A 16,614-nucleotide genomic window follows, 5' to 3' on the forward strand; every position below is an offset into this window, starting at 1 on the left:
GGGTGTGCGTGACGGCCGTCGAGTCCCGACCCGCAGGGGTCGCCTTGACTCCGAGCCCAGTGGGCCATCGCCCGTTCGGGGCCCGCATCAAGGCATTCGTGGCTCTTACCAAGCCGCGCATCATCGAGCTGCTGTTGATCACCACCGTTCCGGTGATGTTCCTCGCCGCTCAGGGCGTGCCCGATCTTTGGCTCGTAGTTACCACCACCATCGGCGGATATCTCTCCGCGGGCGGTGCCAATGCGCTCAACATGTATATCGACCGCGACATCGACGCGCTGATGGACCGTACGTCCCAGCGCCCGCTGGTCACGGGGATGGTGAGCCCCAGAGAGTGCCTGGCCTTCGGAATCGCCCTGGCGGTGATTTCCACGCTCTGGTTCGGGCTCCTCGTCAACTGGCTCTCCGCGGCCCTCTCGCTCGGCGCACTTCTGTTCTACGTCGTCGTCTACACGATGCTCCTGAAGCGCCGGACCTCGCAGAACATCGTCTGGGGCGGAATCGCCGGCTGCATGCCCGTGCTCATCGGCTGGTCCGCCGTGACCAATTCGATGTCCTGGGCCGCGGTGATCCTTTTCGCCGTCATCTTCTTCTGGACGCCGCCGCACTACTGGCCGCTGTCGATGAAGGTGAAGGAGGACTACGCCCGGGTCGGCATCCCGATGCTTCCGGTCGTCGCCTCCAACCAAGTGGTGGCCCGCCAGATCGTCATCTACAGCTGGGTCATGGTCGCGGTCTCGCTGCTGCTCACCCCGCTGGGTTACACCGGCTGGTTCTACACCGCGGTGGCGCTGCTGACCGGTGGTTTCTGGCTCTGGGAGGCGCACGGCCTGCAGAACAGGGCGAAGTCCGGGGTGACGGGCAGCAAGCTCAAGGAGATGCGGCTGTTCCACTGGTCCATCACCTATGTCTCGCTCCTCTTCGTCGCCGTCGCGGTGGACCCCTTCCTGAGGTAGTCGCCGGCACGCAGCACTACGCCGACGGGCGGGGTGTGGCTTCGGCCACTACCCCGCCCGTCGGCGTGTGCGCTACTCGTACTCGTCGGTAGCATCCTGTTCGTGACTCCGCTCCTCCACCCGGGGGAGAGGGCTTCCAGCCCGAAGGCCGCGGTCCAGCCCGAACCGATCCCTTGCGGGATGAGCGCAAATCACTACGACCAGGGAAGCGATTCCCCCACCGGCTGGGGCCGGTGGTCCCCTCGCTAGGAGACTTCATGGCAGAGACCGCAGAACCCCGGACCCAGCAGTCGGACGACAGCAAGCACGCGGCCCGCGCGGAGCGCAGGGCTGCGAAGCTCGCCAAGCAGATCGGCGCCTTCGCCAAGGCGCACGGCGGCGCCGAGGGGCAGCTCGCCTACCTCGGCCGGACGGGTACCCGCATCGTGCTGGTCGGCGATGACGGCGGCTGGGGCGACCTGGTCGCGCCCTCCTTCGCCGTCGCCGAGAGCGCCACGCAGAAGGCGGGCATCACGGTCCACGACGACTTCGACGGCGAATTCGCGGCCAAGGTCCGCACGGGCCCGTACGAGTGGTCCCGGATGGCAGGCATCCAGGTCGGCGGCCCGTCCAACGACAACAAGGGCTGAGGCCCGGAGCCGTACACGTACGCCTTGGCCCCCGTCCACTCGTCGGCCGGGGGCCAAGTGCGTACGTGAGGGGCGCTCAGTGCGCGGCTGCGGGCTCCGGCAGCTCTTCCCCGGACGCCGGTGCGGGAGCGCCCGCTTCGGCCGCCGGACGCTCGCGCAGCGACAGCAGCAGGCGCAGCACCGCGATCCACAGCAGGGCCGAGCCCAGCATGTGGAGGCCGACCAGGAGCTCGGGCACGTCGTTGAAGTACTGCACGTATCCGATGCCGCCCTGAGCCACCAGCACGATCAGCAGATCGCGGGCGCGGGCCCGGGTGTCGGCGGGGGCGTCGACGACGCGCAGGGCGAACCACATCGCGAGGGCCAGGGCGCAGACGATCCAGGCGGCGATGGCGTGGATGTGGGCGGCGGAGCTCCAGTCCCACGGCATACGCGGTACGTCGCTGCTGTCACCTGCGTGCTTGCCGGACCCGGTCACGGTGGTGCCGAGCACGATCAGGACGACCGTCGTGGCGACGACGGCCCAGGACAGCTGCCGCACCGGGCGCGGTGCGCGCGGGCGCGGTGCGCCGTCACCCTCACCGATCCGCACCCAGGTGATCACGGCCACCGTGAGCAGGCAGTTGGCGAGCAGGAAGTGCCCGGCCACCGACCACGGGTTGAGGCCGGCCCAGACCGTGATCCCGCCGATGACGGCGTTCCCCATCACCAGCCAGAACTGCGACCACGCCAGCCGGGTGAGACCGCGCCGACGGGGCTTCAGGGAGCGTGCCGCGATGATCGCCCAGCCGACCGCGGCCGACAGGACGTAGGTGAGCATCCGGTTGCCGAACTCGATGGCACCGTGCAGACCCTGCTCCGGCGTCGCGAAGAGGCTGTCGTCGGTGCACTTGGGCCACGTGTCGCAGCCCAGACCGGAACCGGTCAGCCGGACCGCGCCGCCGGTGATGATGATGAACACGCTCATGACCACCGCGGAGAGCGCGGCACGCTTGGCCGTCCTCAGCGACGGCGTCCAGCGCTTGGCGATGTAGGAGATGGGGGAGATGGGGGTTTCCACGCGCACCATCGTAGGGAACGGCTTGTGCATGTTTTCACGAGGGGTGGGCATTCCGGCTGAGCCCGGACATCTTCGGAGGCCGGCCGCTCACTCCCAGCGGAAGAACCTCGCCGCCGCGCCCAGCCCCACGCCCGCCCAGACGGCCAGGACCGCCGCGTCGCCCCAGGGCATCGCCGCGCCGTGCTGGAGGACGTCCCTGAGCCCATCGGAGAGCGCCGAGATCGGCAGCAGGCCCAGGACCGACTGTGCGGCGTCCGGGAACTTGTCCAGGGGCACGATGACCCCGCCGCCGACCAGCAGCAACAGGAAGACCAGGTTGGCCGCGGCCAGCGTCGCCTCGGCCTTCAGCGTCCCCGCCATCAGCAGCCCTAGCCCGGAGAAGGCCACGGTGCCCAGTGCCAGGAGCAGCAGTACGGCGAACGGATTCCCCTCGGGCGACCAGCCCAGGGCGAAGGCGATCACGGTCAGCAGGACGATCTGCAGCACCTCCGTGACCAGTACCGAGAGGGTCTTCGCCGCCATCAGGCCCCAGCGGGGCAGGGGCGAGGCGCCCAGGCGCTTCAGCACTCCGTAGCGGCGTTCGAATCCGGTGGCGATGGCCTGGCCCGTGAAGGCGGTCGACATCACCGCGAGCGCGAGGATGCCGGGCGCCAGGAAGTCCACCGGATCACCCGTCCCGGTGTCGACGACGTCGACCGCGCTGAACAGCACGAGCAGCAGTGTCGGGATGACCACCGTGAGCAGCAGTTGCTCGCCGTTGCGCAGAAGCATCCGCGTCTCCAGCGCGGCCTGGGCGGCGATCATGCGGGGCAGCGGGGCGGCGCCGGGGCGCGGGGCGTACGTACCGGCGCTCATGCGCGCAGCTCCTTGCCGGTGAGTTCCAGGAAGACGTCCTCGAGGGTGTGCCGCTCCACCGCGATGCCGTCCGGCATCACGCCGTGCTGGGCGCACCAGGAGGTCACGGTCGCCAGCAGCTCCGGATCGATCTGCCCGGTGATGCGGTAAGCGCCGGTGGTGAGCTCGGCCGCCTCGCTGCCGTCGGGCAGCGCCTTCAGCAGCGAGCCGAGGTCGAGGCCGGGGCGGCCGGTGAAGCGCAGGGTGTTCTCGGCTCCGCCGCGGCACAGCTGGTCCGGGCTGCCCTGGGCTATGACCTGTCCCGCGTCGATGACGGCGACGTCGTCGGCGAGCTCCTCGGCCTCGTCCATGAAGTGGGTGGTGAGGACGACCGACACCCCGTCGGCGCGCAGCTCCCGGATCAGGTCCCAGGTCGAGCGGCGGGCCTGCGGGTCGAGACCCGCGGTCGGCTCGTCGAGGAAGACCAGCTCGGGGCGGCCCACGACGGCCATCGCCAGAGCGAGGCGCTGCTGCTGGCCGCCGGAGAGCCGGCGGTAGGTGGTCCGGCCGCAGCTGTCGAGTCCGAGACGCTCGATGAGCGCGCCCACGTCCAGCGGATGGGCGTGGAGCTTCGCCATATGGCGCAGCATCTCGTCGGCGCGTGCGCCGGAGTAGACGCCGCCGGACTGCAGCATCACGCCGATACGTGGGCGGAGCGCGGAGGCGTCCGCGACCGGGTCGAGGCCCAGGACCCGTACGGACCCCTCGTCCGGCATGCGGTAGCCCTCGCAGGTCTCGATCGTGGTGGTCTTGCCGGCGCCGTTGGGGCCGAGGACCGCGGTCACGGCACCCGCCGCGACCACCAGATCGAGGCCGTTGACGGCGGCTTTGGTGCCGTACCGCTTGACAAGGCCCCTGGCCTGTACGACGGGCTCGCTGCTCATGGCGGGCAAGTCTAGGCTGGCACGTGAGGGGTCCGGCGCGCCGGGTTCCCCGAGGTTCCCGGAGCGTTCCCGGCGGTTCGGCCGAGGGCCGGTCCGGAGAGCGCCCACCTGCGACAGCCTGCTGTGATCGTCTGTTTTCGCAGGTCAACTTAGGTCTACCTAAGTGATGAAGGGCACCGCACCCGGCCGATCGGCGGGTTGTCACGCCCCGAGGAATTACGCAACAATGGCGTTGTGAAATACGTTGGCGAGGCTCCTCAGGAGGAACTCGCGACCGGAGAGCGCTCGACGCGCAACCGGGTCGCGCGCTCCATCCTGGACCACGGCCCGTCCACCGTCGCCGATCTGGCGAAGCGCGTCGGTCTGACACAGGCCGCCGTGCGACGTCACCTGGACGCCCTCGTCTCGGACGATGTGGCCGAGGCCCGCGAGCAGCGGGTCTACGGGGCGCGGACCCGTGGCCGTCCGGCCAAGGTGTTCGCCCTCACCGACTGCGGCAGGGACGCGTTCGACCAGTCCTACGACAAGCTCGCCGCGGACGCTCTGCGCTGGATCGCCGAGACGGCGGGGGACGAGGCGCTCGTCGCCTTCGCCCGCGCCAGGATGGCCGCCCAGTCCGAGGCGTACCGCGCCGTGATCGAGGCCGCGGACCCCGAGGCGCGCACCGAGGCCCTCGCCAAGGCCTTGTCCGCCGACGGGTACGCTGCTACGGCGCGCAGCGCGCCGGGTCAACAGCAGGGCGAGCAGCTCTGCCAGCACCACTGCCCGGTCGCGCACGTAGCCGAGCAGTTCCCGCAGCTGTGCGAGGCGGAGACCGAATTCTTCTCCAGCCTGCTCGGGACCCATGTGCAGCGTCTCGCCACCCTCGCCCACGGCGACGGTGTGTGCACGACGTTCGTTCCGCGCAGCAGCCCCACGGCACCACAGACCACCCCATCAGCATCTGCAAGTACGGCCGGGAGGAACCCCGCATGACGCTCCCTACGGAGACTGCCCACCCTGAGCTCGATGGCCTGGGCACGTACGAATTCGGCTGGGCCGACTCCGACGCGGCAGGCGCGACGGCGAAGCGCGGCCTGTCCGAAGCTGTCGTCCGCGATATCTCGGAGAAGAAGAACGAACCGGAGTGGATGCTGAAGCTCCGGCTCAAGGGCCTGAAGCTGTTCGGCAAGAAGCCCATGCCGAACTGGGGCTCGGACCTGTCGGGCATCGACTTCGACAACATCAAGTACTTCGTGCGGTCCACGGAGAAGCAGGCGGAGTCCTGGGAGGACCTGCCCGAGGACATCAAGAACACGTACGACAAGCTCGGTATCCCGGAGGCGGAGAAGCAGCGCCTGGTCGCCGGTGTCGCCGCGCAGTACGAGTCCGAGGTGGTCTACCACCAGATCAACGAGGAGCTCGAGGCGCAGGGTGTCATCTTCATGGACACCGACACCGCGCTCAAGGAGCACCCGGAGCTCTTCAGGGAGTACTTCGGCACCATCATCCCCGTCGGTGACAACAAGTTCGCCTCGCTGAACTCCGCCGTGTGGTCCGGTGGCTCCTTCATCTACGTGCCGAAGGGCGTGCACGTGGAGATCCCGCTCCAGGCCTACTTCCGTATCAACACGGAGAACATGGGCCAGTTCGAGCGGACGCTGATCATCGTCGACGAGGACGCCTACGTCCACTACGTCGAGGGCTGCACCGCGCCGATCTACTCCTCGGACTCGCTGCACTCCGCAGTCGTCGAGATCATCGTGAAGAAGGGCGGCCGCTGCCGCTACACGACGATCCAGAACTGGTCGAACAACGTCTACAACCTGGTCACCAAGCGCGCCGTGGCGTACGAGGGCGCGACCATGGAGTGGGTCGACGGCAACATCGGCTCCAAGGTCACCATGAAGTACCCGGCCGTCTACCTGATGGGCGAGCACGCCAAGGGCGAGACCCTGTCCATCGCCTTCGCGGGCGAGGGCCAGCACCAGGACGCCGGCGCCAAGATGGTCCACATGGCTCCGAACACCTCCTCCAACATCGTCTCCAAGTCGGTGGCGCGAGGCGGTGGCCGCACCTCCTACCGCGGTCTCATCGAGATCGGCGAGGGTGCGCCGGGCGCCAAGTCCAACGTGCTGTGCGACGCGCTGCTCGTGGACACCATCTCCCGCTCCGACACCTACCCGTACGTCGATGTCCGCGAGGACGACGTGTCGATGGGTCACGAGGCGACCGTCTCCAAGGTCTCCGAGGACCAGCTCTTCTACCTCATGAGCCGCGGCATGACGGAGTTCGAGGCCATGGCGATGATCGTGCGCGGCTTCGTGGAGCCGATCGCCAAGGAGCTGCCCATGGAGTACGCCCTGGAGCTCAACCGGCTGATCGAGCTGCAGATGGAGGGCTCGGTCGGCTAGTACGCCCGCCGAACGCGTCCCCAGAGTTCCTGACTGAGAAAGCGAGCACTACGACAGCCATGGCTGAGGCTCAGAATTCCCCCACTCTCGGCTCCGCCCGAGCGGGGGGACCCCCATCGGTGGGTTCCACCACCGCCGGTTCCATCGCGGTGGCGGCCGAGTCCACCGTCGCCACGCGCATGAGCGCCCCTCCGTCCTACGACGTCGCGGACTTCCCGGTCCCGCACGGCCGCGAGGAGGAGTGGCGGTTCACGCCGCTGGAGCGGCTGCGCGGTCTGCACGACGGCACCGCCGTCGCCACCGGTGACGGTGTCAAGGTCGTCATCGAGGCGCCCTCCGGCGTCACGGTCGAGACCGTCGGCCGCGACGACGCCCGCCTCGGCAAGGCGGGCATCCCGGTGGACCGGGTCGCCGCGCAGGCGTACTCGTCCTTCCAGCAGGCCTCGGTCGTCACGGTCGCCAAGGAGGCCGTGCTCACCGAGCCGGTCCGGATCGCCGTGCACGGCCAGGGCGGTGTGGCCTACGGCCACCAGGTCATCGAGCTGGGAGCCTTCGCCGAGGCTGTCGTCGTCATCGACCACACCGGTGACGCGGTGCTCGCCGCCAACATCGACTACGTCCTGGGCGACGGAGCGAAGCTCACCGTCGTCTCCGTCCAGGACTGGGACGAGAAGGCCGTCCACGTCGGTCAGCACAACGCGCTGGTCGGCCGGGACGCCTCCTTCAAGTCCATCGTCGTCACCTTCGGCGGCGACGTGGTCCGCCTCCACCCGCGGATCGCTTACGCGGCCCCCGGCGGCGAGGCGGAGCTCTTCGGTCTGTACTTCACCGACAAGGGCCAGCACCAGGAGCACCGCCTCCTGGTCGACCACAACGCCCCGCACTGCAAGTCCAACGTGGCCTACAAGGGCGCGCTGCAGGGCGACGGCGCACACGCCGTCTGGATCGGCGACGTTCTCATCCAGGCCGCGGCCGAGGGCACCGACACCTACGAGATGAACCGCAACCTGGTTCTGACCGACGGTGCCCGTGTCGACTCCGTACCGAACCTGGAGATCGAGACCGGCGAGATCGTCGGCGCCGGCCACGCCTCGGCGACCGGCCGCTTCGACGACGAGCAGCTGTTCTACCTGCAGTCCCGCGGTATCCCGGCCGAGGAGGCCCGCCGGCTCGTCGTGCGCGGCTTCTTCGCCGAGCTGGTCCAGCAGATCGGTCTGCCGGACGTCGAAGCCCGTCTCCTCGACAAGATCGAGACCGAGCTGAAGGCGTCGGTCTGAGATGGCCTTCGTCAGAGCCTGTGCGCTGAGCGAGCTGGAGGACGACACCCCGAAGCGGGTGGAGCTCGACGGCACGCCGGTATCCGTCGTCCGCTCCGAGGGCGAGGTGTTCGCGATCAACGACATCTGCTCGCACGCGAACGTCTCGCTGTCGGAGGGCGAGGTGGAGGACTGCTCGATCGAGTGCTGGCTGCACGGATCGAGCTTCGACCTCCGCACCGGCAAGCCGTCCGGTCTTCCCGCGACGCGCCCCGTCCCCGTATACCCCGTAAAGATCGAAGGGGACGATGTGCTCGTCTCCGTCACCCAGGAGTCCTGAGTCACCCATGGCAACGCTTGAAATCCGCGACCTGCACGTCTCCGTCGAGGCCGACAACGCCACGAAGGAGATCCTCAAGGGCGTCGACCTGACCGTGAAGCAGGGCGAGACCCACGCCATCATGGGCCCGAACGGGTCCGGCAAGTCCACCCTCGCGTACTCGCTCGCGGGTCACCCCAAGTACACGATCACGAGTGGCACGGTGACCCTGGACGGCGAAAACGTCCTGGAGATGTCCGTGGACGAGCGGGCCCGCGCCGGCCTGTTCCTCGCCATGCAGTACCCGGTCGAGATCCCCGGTGTCTCGGTCTCCAACTTCCTGCGCACCTCCGCCACCGCCGTCCGCGGTGAGGCTCCCAAGCTGAGGACGTGGGTGAAGGAGGTCAAGGAGGCGATGACCCAGCTCCAGATGGACCCGGCGTTCGCCGAGCGGAACGTCAACGAGGGCTTCTCCGGCGGTGAGAAGAAGCGCCACGAGATCCTTCAGCTGGAGCTCCTCAAGCCGAAGATCGCCGTCCTCGACGAGACCGACTCCGGCCTGGACGTCGACGCGCTGAAGTCCGTCTCCGAAGGCGTCAACCGGGTGCGCGAGTCCGGCGAGGTCGGCACCCTGCTGATCACGCACTACACACGCATCCTCAAGTACATCAAGCCCGACTACGTGCATGTCTTCGCCAACGGCCGGATCGCCGCCTCCGGCGGCGCCGAGCTCGCGGACAAGCTGGAGAACGAGGGCTACGAGGCCTACACGAAGGGTGGCCCCGTGAGCGGAGCGAACTCAGGAGGTACGGTCGCGTGACTGACGCCCGACAGGGGCTCTCCGGCCTCCTCGACACCGAGGCGATCCGCAAGGACTTCCCGATCCTGGACCGCACGGTCCACGACGGCAAGAAGATCGTTTACCTGGACTCCGCGGCGACCTCGCAGAAGCCGCGTCAGGTTCTCGACGCGCTCAACGAGTACTACGAGCGGCACAACGCCAACGTCCACCGCGGTGTGTACACCATCGCCGAGGAGGCAACCGCGCTGTACGAGGGTGCGCGCGACAAGGTCGCGGCCTTCATCAACGCACCCAGCCGCAACGAGGTGATCTTCACCAAGAACGCCTCGGAGTCGCTCAACCTCGTCGCCAACATGCTCGGCTGGGCGGACGAGCCCTATCGGGTCGACAGCGACACGGAGATCGTCACCACGGAGATGGAGCACCACTCCAACATCGTGCCGTGGCAGCTGCTCTCGCAGCGCACGGGCGCGAAGCTGAAGTGGTTCGGCATCACGGACGACGGCCGGCTGGACCTGTCGAACATCGATGAGATCATCACGGAGAAGACGAAGATCGTCACCTTCACGCTGGTCTCCAACATCATGGGCACGATCAACCCGATCGAGAAGATCATCCGCCGTGCCCAGCAGGTCGGCGCGCTGGTCTGCATCGACGCCTCGCAGGCCGCCCCGCACATGGTGCTCGACGTGCAGGCGCTGCAGGCCGACTTCGTGGCCTTCACCGGCCACAAGATGGTCGGCCCGACGGGTATCGGTGTGCTCTGGGGACGGCAGGAGCTCCTGGAGGACCTGCCGCCGTTCCTCGGTGGCGGCGAGATGATCGAGACCGTGTCGATGCACTCGTCGACGTACGCCCCCGCGCCGCACAAGTTCGAGGCGGGTACGCCCCCGATCGCGCAGGCCGTCGGCCTGGGCGCGGCCGTGGACTACCTCTCGGCCATCGGCATGGAGAACATCCACCGCCATGAGCAGGCCATCACCGAGTACGCGGTGCGCCGGCTCCTGGAGGTCCCCGACCTGCGGATCATCGGTCCGGCCACGGCCGAGGACCGCGGGGCGACGATCTCCTTCACGCTCGGCGACATCCACCCCCACGACGTGGGTCAGGTGCTCGACGAGCAGGGCATCGCCGTCCGCGTCGGACACCACTGCGCACGGCCCGTCTGCCTGCGGTACGGAATTCCTGCGACGACGCGAGCGTCGTTCTATCTGTACTCCACGCCCGCCGAGGTCGACGCCCTGGTGGACGGGCTCGAGCACGTGCGGAACTTTTTCGGTTAGACGGCAGAGGGTTGACTGGTGAAGCTTGATTCCATGTACCAGGAAGTGATCCTGGACCACTACAAGCACCCCCACGGGCGTGGCCTGCGGGACGGCGACGCCGAGGTGCACCACGTCAACCCGACGTGCGGCGACGAGATCACGCTCCGCGTGAAGTACGACGGCGACACCATCGCCGACGTCAGTTACGAGGGCCAGGGCTGCTCCATCAGCCAGGCCAGCGCCTCCGTGCTCAACGAGCTGCTCGTCGGCAAGCAGCTCGGCGAGGCGCAGAAGATCCAGGAGACCTTCCTGGAACTGATGCAGTCCAAGGGCCAGCTGGAGCCGGACGACGCGATGGAGGAGGTGCTGGAGGACGCGGTCGCGTTCGCCGGTGTCTCCAAGTACCCGGCCCGGGTCAAGTGCGCGCTGTTGAGCTGGATGGCGTGGAAGGACGCGACGGCGCAGGCGCTGTCCGAAGGGAAGACCGCATGAGCGACAACGAGACTCTCACCACCAAGCCGGCCTCCGAGGAGGAGGTCCGCGAGGCGCTGTACGACGTGGTCGACCCCGAGCTGGGGATCGACGTCGTCAACCTGGGCCTGATCTACGGCATCCACATCGACGACGCCAACATCGCCACCCTCGACATGACCCTGACGTCCGCGGCCTGTCCGCTGACCGATGTCATCGAGGACCAGGCGAAGTCCGCGACGGACGGCATCGTCAACGAGCTCCGGATCAACTGGGTCTGGATGCCGCCGTGGGGACCGGACAAGATCACCGACGACGGTCGCGAGCAGCTTCGCGCGCTCGGCTTCAACGTCTGATCCAGGACGTTCCAGGACGGCTTCCGGCACTGCGCCGGGGGCCGTCCTTCGTTTTCGCCGGTCAGTCCTCGGTGGCGAGGCGGTTCAGCCACTCCCTCAGCAGATGTCCCTCCGCGCTGCTGAGCGGCGTCTGCTCGGGCAGTACGGCGCGCAGGGCCCGGGCGGCGCCCGCGGGGCCCGCTTCCCGCACGGCCGGCTGGTGGTTGGTGACCGCGGTGACCATGGCCTCCCGCAGGGTGGTGAACAGGGCGGGGTCGCGCCTTGCCTCGGGCAGGGACAGCCAGGTGAGCACCGCGCCGCGAGCCGTGGCATGGATGGTCTGGGCCGCGATCTCCTCGTCGACGCGCAGCCAGCCGCCCGCGGCGAGGCGCCGGACGCGGCCCATGAGGATCTCCATGCCGGTCCTGAACGCGGCCGAGTCCGTCCTGGTGGGATCGGTGTACATCAGGGTGAACAGTGCGGGGTTGGCCAGGCCGAACTCGATCGAGACGTCCCAGCCGGCTCTCAGGTCCTCGATGGGATCCCGGGGGTCGGGGTCGATGTGCTTGGTGGCGATGAACGCGGCGAATCCGTGCTCGGCCACGGCGTCGAGCAGCCCGTCCTTGTCGCCGAACAGCCGGTAGATGGCCGGCGGCTGAAGGCCCGCGGCATCCGCGACCGCGCGGGTGGTGACCGCGTCGCGGCCCCCACGCGTCAGCAGGTCGACGGCGGCCTCTATGACCCGCTGCCGGGTCTGCTCACGGCCTGGGGGCGCTGTGCCGGGCCTGGCGGCGGTGGCGCCGTCCCTGTCGCGTGAAGGTGATGCCATGCATCAACGATACCGCCTTGGTGGTTCCGTCGTTAGTATCGATGATACCGATTGGCTGGTTCCATCGTTAGTATCGGTGGTAACGTTGTTGTGGTTCCATCGGAACCGATTCATTGCCACGTAGGGGAGCGCATCATGATCATTGTGACCGGAGCCGCCGGGCAGCTGGGGCGGCAGATCGTCGAGAGGCTGCTCACGCGCGTGCCGGCGGACCAGGTCGGCGTCAGCGTCCGTGACCCGCAGAAGGCGAAGGCACTGGCCGACCTGGGGGTGCGGGTGCGGCAGGGCAGCTTCACCGACGCCGCCGGCCTCGCCCACGCCTTCGAGGGCGCGTCCCAGGTGCTCATCGTCTCTGTCGACAAGATGGGCGACGAATGCGTGGAGCAGCACCGCGTCGCGATCGAAGGGGCTGTCGCGGCGGGTGCCCGTCGCATCCTCTACACCAGTCAGATGGGGGCCGCCGAGTCCTCACACTTCCAGGCATGCCGCGACCACGCCGCCACGGAGGAGGCGCTGCGTGCCTGCGGTGTGCCGTGGACCTCGCTGCGTAACGGCTTCTACGCCGCCAGCGCGGCGCTCTTCATCGGCCACGCCATGGAGTCCGGCCGGCTCGTGCTCCCTGCCGACGGGCCGGTCAGCTGGACCGCCCATGCCGACCTCGCGGAGGCGGCCGCCGCCGTCCTGGCCGACGAGGGCTGCTTCGACGGCCCGACGCCGCCGCTCACCGGGAGTCAGGCGCTCACCTTCGACGACCTCGTCGGCATAACCACCGAGGTGACGGGCCGCGCCCTCGCCAGGGTCACCGCACCCGACGACCGGTTCCTGGAGCAGACGGTGGGCCGGGGAGTTCCCGCGGAGGCCGCGGAGCGGTTGCTGGGCATCTTCACAGCCAGCCGTGCCGGCGAGTTCGCGACGGTCGACCCGGCACTGGCCACCTTGATCGGCCGTGAACCCGTAGCCGTGAACGCGGTGCTGCGCGAGCAGCTGGCGAACAGCTGATCCTCGGGCGGCTGCTCGCGCCCGGGCCAGGGGAAGTCCGGCCGGTGCGTTCACCTCCGGCGGACGTCGCCCCGGCGCGGCCGCGGGCTCCTGCCGGCGGCCGGGTCACCACTGCGGGGCGCCACCTCCGTACGGCCCGGGCGCCGGACCCTGTGCGGGCACGCCGGCGGCCTCGGCCAGTGCCGGGCCCAGGTTCTCCGTGCGTATCCGGCGGTCGACGTAGAGCAGGCCTGTCACCAGCTGAGGGAAGGTCGTCGAGATGATCTGGCTCACGAGCTGCCCCAGCAGGGTCGCGACCAGGTAGCCGCTCATCGCCACCATCACTGCCGTGGGGCTCGGATCGTTGTCCAGCGACGCGGTCCCGATCATGCTGGGGAACAGGCCGAGGACCGAGAAGGGTATCTGGATGACATAACCGGCCGTGCCCGCGATCACGGCGGCCAGCAGGGTGATGCCGAAGATCCGCCACCAGTCGCCGCGCACCAGTTCGGACGAGCGGCGCAGCGCGGCGATGGGCCGCCGGCCCTCGAAGACCACGGCCGCCGGGGCCAGGCAGACCTTTATCCAGATCCAGGCCGCGAGCGGCCCGGTCACCAGGGCGCCGATGACGCCCAGCGACATGGCGACGGCGGCGCCACCGCCGCTGTCCATGGTGAGGAGGCTGATGATCGCCGCGATGAAGACCCCCATGACGAGCAGCACGGGCACCAGTGCGACCAGGGAGGTGAGGATCAGGGTGCCGATCACAGGGGCGACGTGGGCCCAGGCCTTGTGCCATACCGCCGCGAAGGCGACGGGCCTGCCCAGGACGGCCTCCTGCAGCACGGCCGGGACCGTCGCGTACATCAGGCCGGAGACGACCGCCATGGTGACGATGCCCAGCAACGCCAGGGCGCAGCCCGCCGTCACGAGCGCGGCGATGTCCCCGGAGGAGGCGCTCTCGCTGTAGTCGAGGGCGACCACCCGTTCCAGACGGTCGGAGACGGCGGAGTAGGCGATGGCCACCGCCACCGCCATCAGGACCGCGGCGCCGCCGTAGAGTGCGGCGGCCATGCCGAAGAGCGGCTTCCAGTACCTGCCCATCGTCGAGAACGCCCCGCCCAGCACGTCCCCCAGCCTCAGCGGGGCGAGCGGTATCACCCCCGGCTTCGGCGGGGGCACCCAGCCGCCCCATCCCGGCGGCCCCCCGTAGGGACTTCCGCCGTACGCCGCGCCCCCGTAGGCGCCCCCGCCCCACCCTGCGTCCTGCGCCACCACTGCTCCGTCGCTCGTATCGTCCGGTCGTCATACGGTCCTACCGGTGCGGACACCGTAGCGTCCCGGAGCGCCCCGGAATCCCTCCCTGGCCGGTCACGATATGGGTGCCCGTTCTTGTGTACGCCCGTACGCAACGTTGTGTACGCTCGTACGCATGGGATACGGGATGCTGGCCGCGGCCATAGCGGCGGAGGTGGCCGGGACGACGGCCATGAAGTACAGCGAGGGGTTCACGCGGCTGTGGCCCTCGCTCATCACCGTCGTCGGCTATGTGCTGGCCTTCGCGCTGCTGGCCCAGACCCTCAAGACGCTGTCAATCGGCACCGCCTATGCCATCTGGGCGGGGACGGGCACCGCGGCCGTCGCCGCCATCGGCATCCTCTGGATGGGCGAGTCCGCGGGCCTGGCCAAGCTGGCCGGCATCGCTCTGGTCATCGCGGGGGTCGTCGTTCTCAATCTCGGAGGATCCCACTGATGGTCCGGCGGTACGACCCCGAGCGGCGCGAGCGCATCATCGACGCGGCCAGGCACGTCGTCGCGGACCGGGGTATCGGCGGGCTCAGCCACCGCACGGTGGCCGCGGAGGCCGACGTGCCGCTCGGCTCGACGACGTATCACTTCGACTCGCTCGACGAACTGCTGGTCGCCGCCCTGCGCCGGTGCAACGAGAGCTTCGCCCGGACCGTGCGCGAGAGCCCGTACTTCTCCGACCCCGAGGTCCCCCTGGCCGACGAGCTGACGCGGTTGATGGGGGAGTGGTTCGCGGCCGGGCGGGGGCCGCTGGCGCTGGAGTACGAGCTGTACCTCGCGGCCCTGCGCCGGCCCGCCCTGCGGCCGGTCGCCGCCGAGTGGGCCGATACCCTGGCCGCCCTGGTCGCCGACCGCACCGACCGGGCCACCGCACGGGCGCTCACGGCGCTGCTGGACGGGATCAGCCTCCAGGTGCTGCTCACCGGGGGCGAATTCGACCCGGAGTACACCAGGGAGATGCTGGCCAGGGTGGTTGACGGGGCGGCCCGCTGAGGGCTGTCCGGGCGGCCTCCTCCCGGACGGCCGCCGGTACTGCCCGCACGTCGGTCCCGACGCCCGCGACGGGGCGCGGCGCCTCGGGCGGACACGCTCCGGCAGCTGAGACCGGTTCGCCCGAGCGGGGTCCGGACGGTTAGGTTCTGTCCATGACCGACACGACTTCCCAGGGCTCCGCCCGCACCTCCGGCGCCGTCGCCGCCGGCCTCGCCACCATCGCCGGTGACGGCACCGTCCTCGACACCTGGTTCCCCGCCCCCGAGCTGGCCGCCGAGCCCGGACCGGCCGGGACGCAGCGCCTGAGCCCCGAAGAGGCGGTGAACCGTCTCGGCGAGGGCGCGGCCAAGGCCATCGGTGTGGACGCACGCCGTGGTGTGGAGGTCGTCGCCGTGTCCACGGTCATCTCCTCGCTGGACGACAAGCCGCTCGACGCGCACGACACCTACCTGCGGCTGCACCTGCTCTCGCACCGTCTCGTGCAGCCCCACGGCCAGAACCTCGACGGCATCTTCGGATTCCTCGCCAACGTCGCCTGGACCTCGCTGGGGCCGGTGGCCGTCGACGACCTGGAGAAGGTCCGGCTCAACGCCCGCGCCGAAGGCCTGCACCTCCAGGTCACCTCGGTGGACAAGTTCCCCCGGATGACGGACTACGTCGCGCCCAAGGGCGTGCGGATCGCCGACGCCGACCGGGTGCGGCTCGGAGCCCACCTGGCCTCGGGCACGACCGTGATGCACGAGGGCTTCGTCAACTTCAACGCGGGCACCCTCGGTACCTCCATGGTCGAGGGCCGTATCTCCGCGGGCGTCGTCGTCGGCGACGGCTCCGACATCGGCGGCGGCGCGTCCACCATGGGCACGCTGTCCGGCGGCGGCAAGGAGCGCATCGTCATCGGGCAGCGCTGCCTGATCGGCGCCGAGGCGGGCATCGGGATCGCACTCGGCGACGAGTGCGTCGTCGAGGCCGGGCTGTACGTCACGGCCGGCACCCGGGTCACCATGCCGGACGGACAGGTCGTCAAGGCCCGCGAGCTCTCCGGCGCCTCGAACATCCTCTTCCGCCGCAACTCGGTCACCGGCGCCGTCGAGGCCCGCCCGAACAACGCGGTCTGGGACGGGCTCAACGACGTACTGCACAGCCACAACTAGTGATCTGGTTGTGAGTTGCTCTGGCACCACGTGAGTCGTTTTCCGCACCAGTTCACGGGTTTGGGTGCCGCGAGCCGGCTGGCTGCGGTGT

General features: G+C 69.4%; 19 protein-coding genes. 14 read left to right on the forward strand and 5 right to left on the reverse strand.

The features are described from left to right. The first annotated feature begins 2 nt into the window (after positions 1-2). On the forward strand, positions 3-956 hold the full coding sequence (locus ACIREO_RS16385; protein ID WP_404109911.1) for a heme o synthase: 954 nt from the start codon (positions 3-5) through the stop codon (positions 954-956). A gap of 257 nt (positions 957-1,213) precedes the next feature. Further along, positions 1,214-1,585 carry a hypothetical protein gene (locus ACIREO_RS16390; protein WP_404109914.1) on the forward strand — a complete coding sequence of 124 codons (372 nt, stop codon included), beginning with the start codon at positions 1,214-1,216 and terminating at the stop codon, positions 1,583-1,585. A 76-nt stretch (positions 1,586-1,661) separates the two neighbouring features. Here the strand turns inward: ACIREO_RS16390 and ACIREO_RS16395 are convergent, their stop codons facing one another. The 3 genes from ACIREO_RS16395 to ACIREO_RS16405 all read right to left on the reverse strand — a co-directional run bounded on the left by ACIREO_RS16395 (position 1,662) and on the right by ACIREO_RS16405 (position 4,423). Further along, a complete protein-coding gene (locus ACIREO_RS16395; RefSeq protein WP_404109917.1) occupies positions 1,662-2,654 on the reverse strand; it encodes a heme A synthase in 993 nt (330 codons plus the stop codon). Between the two features lie 78 nt (positions 2,655-2,732). Further along, on the reverse strand, positions 2,733-3,500 hold the full coding sequence (locus tag ACIREO_RS16400; RefSeq protein WP_404109920.1) for an ABC transporter permease: 768 nt from the start codon (positions 3,498-3,500) through the stop codon (positions 2,733-2,735). After that, positions 3,497-4,423: an ABC transporter ATP-binding protein gene (locus ACIREO_RS16405; protein WP_404109923.1), complete on the reverse strand. Its 927-nt coding sequence runs from the start codon at positions 4,421-4,423 to the stop codon at positions 3,497-3,499. Before ACIREO_RS16405 ends, ACIREO_RS16400 begins: the two co-directional genes overlap by 4 nt. Positions 4,424-4,657: 234 nt before the next feature. Here ACIREO_RS16405 and ACIREO_RS16410 point away from each other — a divergent pair, with 234 nt between their 5' ends. From ACIREO_RS16410 to ACIREO_RS16445, 8 genes are read left to right on the forward strand one after another with little or no spacing between them, the layout of a single operon-like run. Further along, complete coding sequence (locus tag ACIREO_RS16410; RefSeq protein ID WP_404109926.1) at positions 4,658-5,398, forward strand: helix-turn-helix transcriptional regulator; 741 nt, start codon at positions 4,658-4,660, stop codon at positions 5,396-5,398. Then, the gene (gene sufB / locus ACIREO_RS16415) at positions 5,395-6,816 is read left to right on the forward strand and encodes a Fe-S cluster assembly protein SufB (RefSeq protein ID WP_404109929.1); all 1,422 of its coding nucleotides are present in this window, start codon (positions 5,395-5,397) and stop codon (positions 6,814-6,816) included. Before ACIREO_RS16410 ends, sufB begins: the two co-directional genes overlap by 4 nt. 59 nt (positions 6,817-6,875) lie before the next feature. Further along, a complete protein-coding gene (gene sufD / locus ACIREO_RS16420) occupies positions 6,876-8,093 on the forward strand; it encodes a Fe-S cluster assembly protein SufD (protein WP_404109932.1) in 1,218 nt (405 codons plus the stop codon). 1 nt (position 8,094) lies between these two features. Further along, positions 8,095-8,412, forward strand: coding sequence for a bifunctional 3-phenylpropionate/cinnamic acid dioxygenase ferredoxin subunit (locus ACIREO_RS16425; protein WP_404109935.1), 318 nt, complete (start codon positions 8,095-8,097; stop codon positions 8,410-8,412). A 7-nt stretch (positions 8,413-8,419) separates the two neighbouring features. Beyond that, entirely contained in the window at positions 8,420-9,211 is a 792-nt protein-coding gene (gene sufC, locus ACIREO_RS16430; protein WP_404109938.1) for a Fe-S cluster assembly ATPase SufC, read from the forward strand. Further along, entirely contained in the window at positions 9,208-10,476 is a 1,269-nt protein-coding gene (locus ACIREO_RS16435) for a cysteine desulfurase (protein ID WP_404109941.1), read from the forward strand. Before sufC ends, ACIREO_RS16435 begins: the two co-directional genes overlap by 4 nt. Before the next feature lie 18 nt (positions 10,477-10,494). After that, positions 10,495-10,950 (forward strand): Fe-S cluster assembly sulfur transfer protein SufU, encoded by a 456-nt coding sequence (sufU, locus tag ACIREO_RS16440; RefSeq protein WP_104789963.1) that lies wholly within the window; start codon positions 10,495-10,497, stop codon positions 10,948-10,950. Then, the gene (locus tag ACIREO_RS16445; protein ID WP_093539690.1) at positions 10,947-11,285 is read left to right on the forward strand and encodes a metal-sulfur cluster assembly factor; all 339 of its coding nucleotides are present in this window, start codon (positions 10,947-10,949) and stop codon (positions 11,283-11,285) included. Before sufU ends, ACIREO_RS16445 begins: the two co-directional genes overlap by 4 nt. Positions 11,286-11,346: 61 nt before the next feature. Here the strand turns inward: ACIREO_RS16445 and ACIREO_RS16450 are convergent, their stop codons facing one another. Next, on the reverse strand, positions 11,347-12,093 hold the full coding sequence (locus ACIREO_RS16450) for a TetR/AcrR family transcriptional regulator (RefSeq protein WP_404109945.1): 747 nt from the start codon (positions 12,091-12,093) through the stop codon (positions 11,347-11,349). Positions 12,094-12,228: 135 nt separating this feature from the next. Here ACIREO_RS16450 and ACIREO_RS16455 point away from each other — a divergent pair, with 135 nt between their 5' ends. After that, complete coding sequence (locus tag ACIREO_RS16455) at positions 12,229-13,092, forward strand: NAD(P)H-binding protein (RefSeq protein ID WP_404109947.1); 864 nt, start codon at positions 12,229-12,231, stop codon at positions 13,090-13,092. A gap of 105 nt (positions 13,093-13,197) precedes the next feature. Here the strand turns inward: ACIREO_RS16455 and ACIREO_RS16460 are convergent, their stop codons facing one another. After that, positions 13,198-14,346, reverse strand: a complete 1,149-nt coding sequence (locus ACIREO_RS16460) for a hypothetical protein (protein ID WP_404109950.1) — start codon at positions 14,344-14,346, stop codon at positions 13,198-13,200. A 157-nt stretch (positions 14,347-14,503) separates the two neighbouring features. Here ACIREO_RS16460 and ACIREO_RS16465 point away from each other — a divergent pair, with 157 nt between their 5' ends. The 3 genes from ACIREO_RS16465 (at position 14,504) to dapD (ending at position 16,523) form a co-directional block, all read left to right on the forward strand. Then, entirely contained in the window at positions 14,504-14,824 is a 321-nt protein-coding gene (locus tag ACIREO_RS16465) for a DMT family transporter (RefSeq protein WP_404109953.1), read from the forward strand. Next, positions 14,824-15,372, forward strand: a complete 549-nt coding sequence (locus ACIREO_RS16470) for a TetR/AcrR family transcriptional regulator (protein ID WP_404109956.1) — start codon at positions 14,824-14,826, stop codon at positions 15,370-15,372. The genes ACIREO_RS16465 and ACIREO_RS16470 overlap by 1 nt, the downstream gene beginning before the upstream one ends. A gap of 152 nt (positions 15,373-15,524) precedes the next feature. Further along, positions 15,525-16,523, forward strand: a complete 999-nt coding sequence (dapD, locus tag ACIREO_RS16475; protein ID WP_404109959.1) for a 2,3,4,5-tetrahydropyridine-2,6-dicarboxylate N-succinyltransferase — start codon at positions 15,525-15,527, stop codon at positions 16,521-16,523. The last annotated feature ends 91 nt before the right edge of the window (positions 16,524-16,614 follow it).

Origin of the sequence: Streptomyces sp. NPDC102441, assembly GCF_044765585.1 — a bacterium.
Lineage (GTDB): Bacteria > Actinomycetota > Actinomycetes > Streptomycetales > Streptomycetaceae > Streptomyces.